The following is a 1,284-nucleotide window of genomic DNA, read 5'->3' as shown; positions in this document are numbered from 1 at the left end:
GTGTATGGACCGGAGACATGGGTAACAGGTGTGCGGGGACATGGGTAACACATGATCCGCTCATTCGGGATGGTCCAGGTTGATGGTTCCGAAATGATGATGCAGGAAAAACAGGTCATAGCGGTTGCCGCTTCCTGCGCTGGGGCGCACCGCAACCGGCAGCTTGTGCAGCGCATTTGAAACCTTGAAACACCGGCACCGGAAACGGAGTTCTCCATTCCACCCCACGCGTACCACCGTGTCGTCGCTGCGATATTCGATCGGCGGCAGTGTCTCCGGATACGGGTGCGCACTGGGCCGGTAACGGGTGATCGGAGTGGCCATCTGCAGGGCCTGATGCGGGCGCTGATGGTTATAGACCGTGCGCCACTCGTCAAACACCCGCTGGGCGTTGCGCAGGCTGTCGAAGCGACGGCCGCTAAGCACCTCGGCCTTCAGCGTGCGGTGAAACCGTTCGTCCTTGCCGTTGGTCTGCGGGTGCGCCACCCGGCTATGGGACAGACGCACACCGAGCCGGATCAGCCAGATGGCCAGTTCGGTGAGCTGTCCCGGCTGGCCGGGACTGCCCCATGGCGAGCCGTTGTCCGCGTTGATGCGCAGCGGCAGCCCGTAACGGCGAAACGTCTGCCGCAGATGCACGCGTACGGTGGAGGTGTCGGTCCTGCCGCACGCATCGAGCGTCAGGTTGAAACGCGAATGATCGTCCAGCACCGTCAGCGGCGAGCAGTGCCGCCCGTCCTGCAGCTCAAACCAGCCCTTGAAGTCCATCTGCCAGAGTGAATTCGGATGCTCGTGTTCGAAGCGCTGCCACGGTGTGGCCGCCTCCGAAGCCTCCGCGCGGATCAGGCCATGGCGGTGCAGGATGCCGGTCACCGTGCTCGGTGCGGGCACCGCGGTGTGGCCGAGATCCTCGAGGCGCCGCTTGATCTTGCGCCCGCCCCAGGCGGGATGTGCCTGGCGCAGTTCAACCACCTGCTGCTCGACTGTGGGTATGGTGCGCGCCGGACTCTGCAGGGGCCGGCGCGAGCGGTCCGCCAACGCCGTGGCGCCGTCATCCTGTGCATGCCGGGCAAGCCACTTGTAGCCGGTCTTCGGGCTGATGCCGAAACGCCGGCATAGTTCACGCCGGTTGGCGCCTTCCTGCAAGGCCAGATTCACGAATTCCAGACGCAGGTTCATGGTGTTTCTCGGGTTCCAGGGCATGAACGGCTCCAGGCCAATCACTCGCCCGAAGTGTTACCCATGTCCCCGCACACCTGTTACCCATGTTTCCGGTCCATACAC

1 protein-coding gene is annotated in these 1,284 nt (G+C 64.0%); it reads right to left on the bottom strand.

Annotation, left to right across the window (positions count from 1 at the left end):
• Nucleotides 1-60 precede the first annotated feature (60 nt).
• Nucleotides 61-1,203, bottom strand: coding sequence for an IS481 family transposase (locus AB3X98_RS41950; RefSeq protein WP_368607193.1), 1,143 nt, complete (start codon nt 1,201-1,203; stop codon nt 61-63).
• Nucleotides 1,204-1,284 lie beyond the last annotated feature (81 nt).

The organism is Paraburkholderia sp. BR14312, from assembly GCF_040948675.1.
Classification (GTDB): Bacteria; Pseudomonadota; Gammaproteobacteria; order Burkholderiales; family Burkholderiaceae; genus Paraburkholderia; species Paraburkholderia nodosa_A.
Note: the sequence above shows the minus strand (reverse complement) of the source record. Positions and strands in the feature narration are given on the sequence as shown.

What these genes read in the sequence shown, in the direction of transcription:
- AB3X98_RS41950 (WP_368607193.1), bottom strand. Translation starts at nt 1,203, where the DNA reads ATGCCCTGGAACCCGAGAAACACCATGAACCTGCGTCTGGAATTCGTG.